Origin of the sequence: Enterobacter sp. SECR19-1250 (assembly GCF_013391025.1) — a bacterium.
GTDB classification, from domain to species: domain Bacteria; phylum Pseudomonadota; class Gammaproteobacteria; order Enterobacterales; family Enterobacteriaceae; genus Enterobacter; species Enterobacter cloacae.
Genome location: NZ_JACASJ010000207.1, coordinates 1 through 3421, shown reverse-complemented (window position 1 = coordinate 3421; position 3421 = coordinate 1). Strand labels below are relative to the sequence as shown.

At 37.9% G+C, this 3421-nt stretch carries 7 protein-coding genes; 6 read left to right on the top strand and 1 reads right to left on the bottom strand.

The features are described from left to right. The first annotated feature begins 148 nt into the window (after positions 1-148). Positions 149-508: a hypothetical protein gene (locus HX884_RS27410; protein WP_178328994.1), complete on the top strand. Its 360-nt coding sequence runs from the start codon at positions 149-151 to the stop codon at positions 506-508. Positions 509-1030: 522 nt separating this feature from the next. Here the strand turns inward: HX884_RS27410 and HX884_RS27405 are convergent. Further along, complete coding sequence (locus HX884_RS27405) at positions 1031-1192, bottom strand: hypothetical protein (protein WP_235172673.1); 162 nt, start codon at positions 1190-1192, stop codon at positions 1031-1033. A gap of 92 nt (positions 1193-1284) precedes the next feature. Between HX884_RS27405 and HX884_RS25775 the strand changes: the two genes are divergently transcribed. From HX884_RS25775 to HX884_RS25755, 5 genes are all read left to right on the top strand, one after another. Further along, entirely contained in the window at positions 1285-1527 is a 243-nt protein-coding gene (locus tag HX884_RS25775) for a hypothetical protein (protein WP_045294338.1), read from the top strand. Positions 1528-1678: 151 nt separating this feature from the next. Beyond that, complete coding sequence (locus tag HX884_RS25770; RefSeq protein WP_045294337.1) at positions 1679-2161, top strand: hypothetical protein; 483 nt, start codon at positions 1679-1681, stop codon at positions 2159-2161. Between the two features lie 26 nt (positions 2162-2187). Further along, entirely contained in the window at positions 2188-2664 is a 477-nt protein-coding gene (locus tag HX884_RS25765) for a hypothetical protein (RefSeq protein WP_178328996.1), read from the top strand. 80 nt (positions 2665-2744) lie between these two features. Further along, complete coding sequence (locus HX884_RS25760) at positions 2745-3125, top strand: hypothetical protein (RefSeq protein WP_178328995.1); 381 nt, start codon at positions 2745-2747, stop codon at positions 3123-3125. A gap of 16 nt (positions 3126-3141) precedes the next feature. Next, on the top strand, positions 3142-3369 hold the full coding sequence (locus tag HX884_RS25755; RefSeq protein ID WP_249166288.1) for a hypothetical protein: 228 nt from the start codon (positions 3142-3144) through the stop codon (positions 3367-3369). The last annotated feature ends 52 nt before the right edge of the window (positions 3370-3421 follow it).

The window sequence follows — 3421 nt, the reverse complement described above, 5'->3', positions numbered from 1 at the left end:
CACAACCCGCTACGGGGGAGACTTACCCGAAATCTGATTTATTCAACAAAGCCGGTTGAGCCGTGAGTGTAGCGGTAAAACAAAACCTGATTTCTATGTTGGTCCAAGTGGCCCTAGTTCGACTATGCCTTCTATCGCATACCGGTATATGGATAGCAAATATGCTGCACAGACAATGGAAAATAAATCAGCACCATTAAGTTATTTTGGATATACGAAATATAAATCTGCACATGAAGCCAGGGATGCCTATCAAATATTTTATGAGAAAGGTAATCCTGATTCATGGAGTGATGCACGTTTACTGGGTGAGTTTGATACATTACAACTTTATAAAAATGGTATACCTCAGGTGCAAGTCCCTCTTGCCAATGGTGGCAGAGGGCCAGGTTATGAGCTTTTCACCAGTGCATATCCTGAGTATGGTAAAGGTGGGGCATTACAGTTGCTACCAGTCGAACGTAATTACCCTGTTGTTTTTGACCGTGTTACTATAATTCCGGAGTAAAAGCGATGACAGAAGAAGAGTTACGAAAGAATCTTGTTTTTTTAATAAAAAATATGTTCGGGAAAGTCAACAGGAAGCATTTTATGATGACATATCAAAGCCTGATGTGCCAGTGAAAGGTATTTTAGCTGACTTTAATAAAGTCAAAACAAGAACCGTTGATGAAGCGGATGGAGATTTGATACGTGATATTTACTTTTATTTTTGCTAACTAATAGTTATGCGGGGAATTAATTTTTTCAGGTTGTTTATTATGTTTGTTTTTTATGGAAGGTGAGCAGGTTGATGCATGGGGAAGGGTAAATGATTCTTGACTCGTCCCAATCCTTACCCTCCTCTATGAGGGGTATTAGAAATATATTAATTACAGATTTTATTTTATATATCACGCATTACGCTGATTTCCTTCTTTTAACTTTATTCAAAACCTGTTCGCCGTTGATGATAATCCGTTCGAAGGGCGATTGAGAAAATTACCCCTAACCGGCTGCTGCAGAAGGTGCTCGGGGACGTGCCGATGACCTAATTATACTGCGACCAGACAGTGATGACCCGCTGGCACATACTGACGACGTTAATGCCCCAGAGATCTTCTGGTTCCACTGCCAGCCCAACGGCACGCCAGAGCGGATAGTGGATATCGAAGGGCAGATACGCTGGGAAGGCGTGAACAGGCTGAGGCAAGCTGCTGCTGGAAAGCGAGACACAGCTATCAGGACATCTCAAGAAGTTGATATGCCAAAACAAATCAGTATTTGAAGTAGGATATGACTCTCATGAACTACGATTCATATAATGAAGTACTCGATTATCTCAAGGTGTTTTTCAACGAAAGAGTAGATTCATCCATTTATTTAGAAAAACTAATGACTTTGATTGAAGGATCTCGCTCTGAAAAAACGGTGATAATAAGAGCTATTTATGAAACGTACATGCAGTATGTAAAACAAAATAGAGATGACATAAACGTTATTGCTGGGGAAAAAGAAATGTGGATTGATTTATTGCACCTTTGGTAATAAGACTTTATTATTATGCTGGTGCCATTGGAAATGGTTATAGGAAATGTAATTTCTACTCGGAAAAACTTTCCTCACATGAATGCTATCATGTTGCAGTCGGTTATATCATTAAGATCTTGTTAGACAGTCAAAAGTAAAGCAGGGGAACATGATTGCATTAAATTTAAATCCGATTACCGGTGATCTGATATTTGATGATCTGCCTTTGGGAATGGATACTGAAGAAGGCTTTTGTAAGAGTGGTTTATACCACGAATTAATCAAGCGCAAAGCTGTAAATAAAATCATGCCGAATCACTACCTTGTTGACTCAGTAGCGTTTTTCGACAAAGAATTTCAAGTTACTATACGCCCAGTGTGCTATGGTTTTCCTTTTATGCTTCATCTTGTTGATAAAAATAGTGAATACTATAACGCATTAAATGACTGGAATGCGCGAACTAATATTCATATGCTTAATGACTCAGTGAAAAGCTTGTCTGATTGGCTGAAAGAATCATTAAACCTGGAAACGCCTGATACCACGGAAACAGACATGATGAGATGGCGCTTTGAATGGGGGCGGGTTTCCGTCTCATATGAGATAAAATCATTTAATCATGGGATATATATAGTTTGGAATATAACATAGTCACTTTCAGATAAGATGGTTTAGATATGTTAGAAATGCATTTTGATGTTAATCGTGGCTTGGTGGCCATTGATAACTACCCCCTTGAATTAAAGGATTTAGAGACGTTTAAAAATTCGGAGTTTTACAAGTTATTCTCGCCATTTACGACAATAGGCCATTATTACTTCTCTATTGATAATATAGATTGGAAAGATCAAACTTTCATTTTGGAACTGAGGCCTTCAGTGTTTTCTTTTTCCCCTTCAATATTCCTTACAAGTAAGAATGGAAATTTTTATAAAACTTTAGGAGATTGGAATAAAAGAGCCAATTTGAGTAATTTATCTGAAGAAGAACAACGCTTGACAGCATGGATTGAGAGTGAAATAACCTCGCATCCCAAACTTAAAATTATCACTCCCCCATATGGAATTCAATGGGATCATGAATGGGGAAGAATTATTGTACAGTCTAATGAAAAAAGCTTCGATTGTGGTATTTATATCGAATGGAATGTTTGATTAAATAATGTTAGTGATTAATAAATCGCCCCGTTTTCTTCTCACTTTACTTGATTAACAAATTCAAAAGTTTAAAAGAAATGAAAATAACTAATCGACTGAAAAAGAAAATATTAGTCCTGGATGGCATAGATAATGAATTTATAGATTATGGCACAGAAATAGCATGCCCTGAATGCGAGGGTGTAATAATCTATTCCATCGTGAACTCATATGAGTTTGACTTGCTTTCTGAAGAGGTAAAACACTTCCTGGCTAAGAAAATGAGAGGTGTGAAGTTCGTCAGTGACAGTAATATATTTATTTACGATGACAGCCAACTAAATGTTTCGCAAAACACATGTTCAAAGTGTTTAAAAGAGTTTTCTACTGTATTAACGTATAAAGAAGTGCAGCCAGCCCGATACCGGGTTTATCTTGTGGGGCTTTTTGAAGGTGATTTGAAACAGCTCAAACTTTAAAAGTTGAGGTTTGCCAATGATTGAAAATCTCATTTGTAGTAAAGAGAATGACCTGCTTCAATGGGCATGTAGTGAAAGTAACATACTGGTTAATATGCCATTTTTAGACTATGCAATGGTCGACTCAACACGCCAGTTAGTCTTTGCGTTAAGCGAGCCAAAGCCATTACCAACCGTTTTGACCATCTTCAAGGCTCAGGGCGAAAAACTATTTTGGTCTGCACCTCCTGAAGGCGCGACTTGAATCGCCACGGGTTTAACAGACACCTCAGAGTCATTTAAGATGGCTTAAAGAG

Bases quoted from the DNA above. Each gene is read 5' to 3' on its own strand.
- HX884_RS27410 (WP_178328994.1), top strand. From the start codon at position 149: ATGGATAGCAAATATGCTGCACAGACAATGGAAAATAAATCAGCACCA.
- HX884_RS25775 (WP_045294338.1), top strand. From the start codon at position 1,285: ATGAACTACGATTCATATAATGAAGTACTCGATTATCTCAAGGTGTTT.
- HX884_RS25770 (WP_045294337.1), top strand. From the start codon at position 1,679: ATGATTGCATTAAATTTAAATCCGATTACCGGTGATCTGATATTTGAT.
- HX884_RS25765 (WP_178328996.1), top strand. From the start codon at position 2,188: ATGTTAGAAATGCATTTTGATGTTAATCGTGGCTTGGTGGCCATTGAT.
- HX884_RS25760 (WP_178328995.1), top strand. From the start codon at position 2,745: ATGAAAATAACTAATCGACTGAAAAAGAAAATATTAGTCCTGGATGGC.
- HX884_RS25755 (WP_249166288.1), top strand. From the start codon at position 3,142: ATGATTGAAAATCTCATTTGTAGTAAAGAGAATGACCTGCTTCAATGG.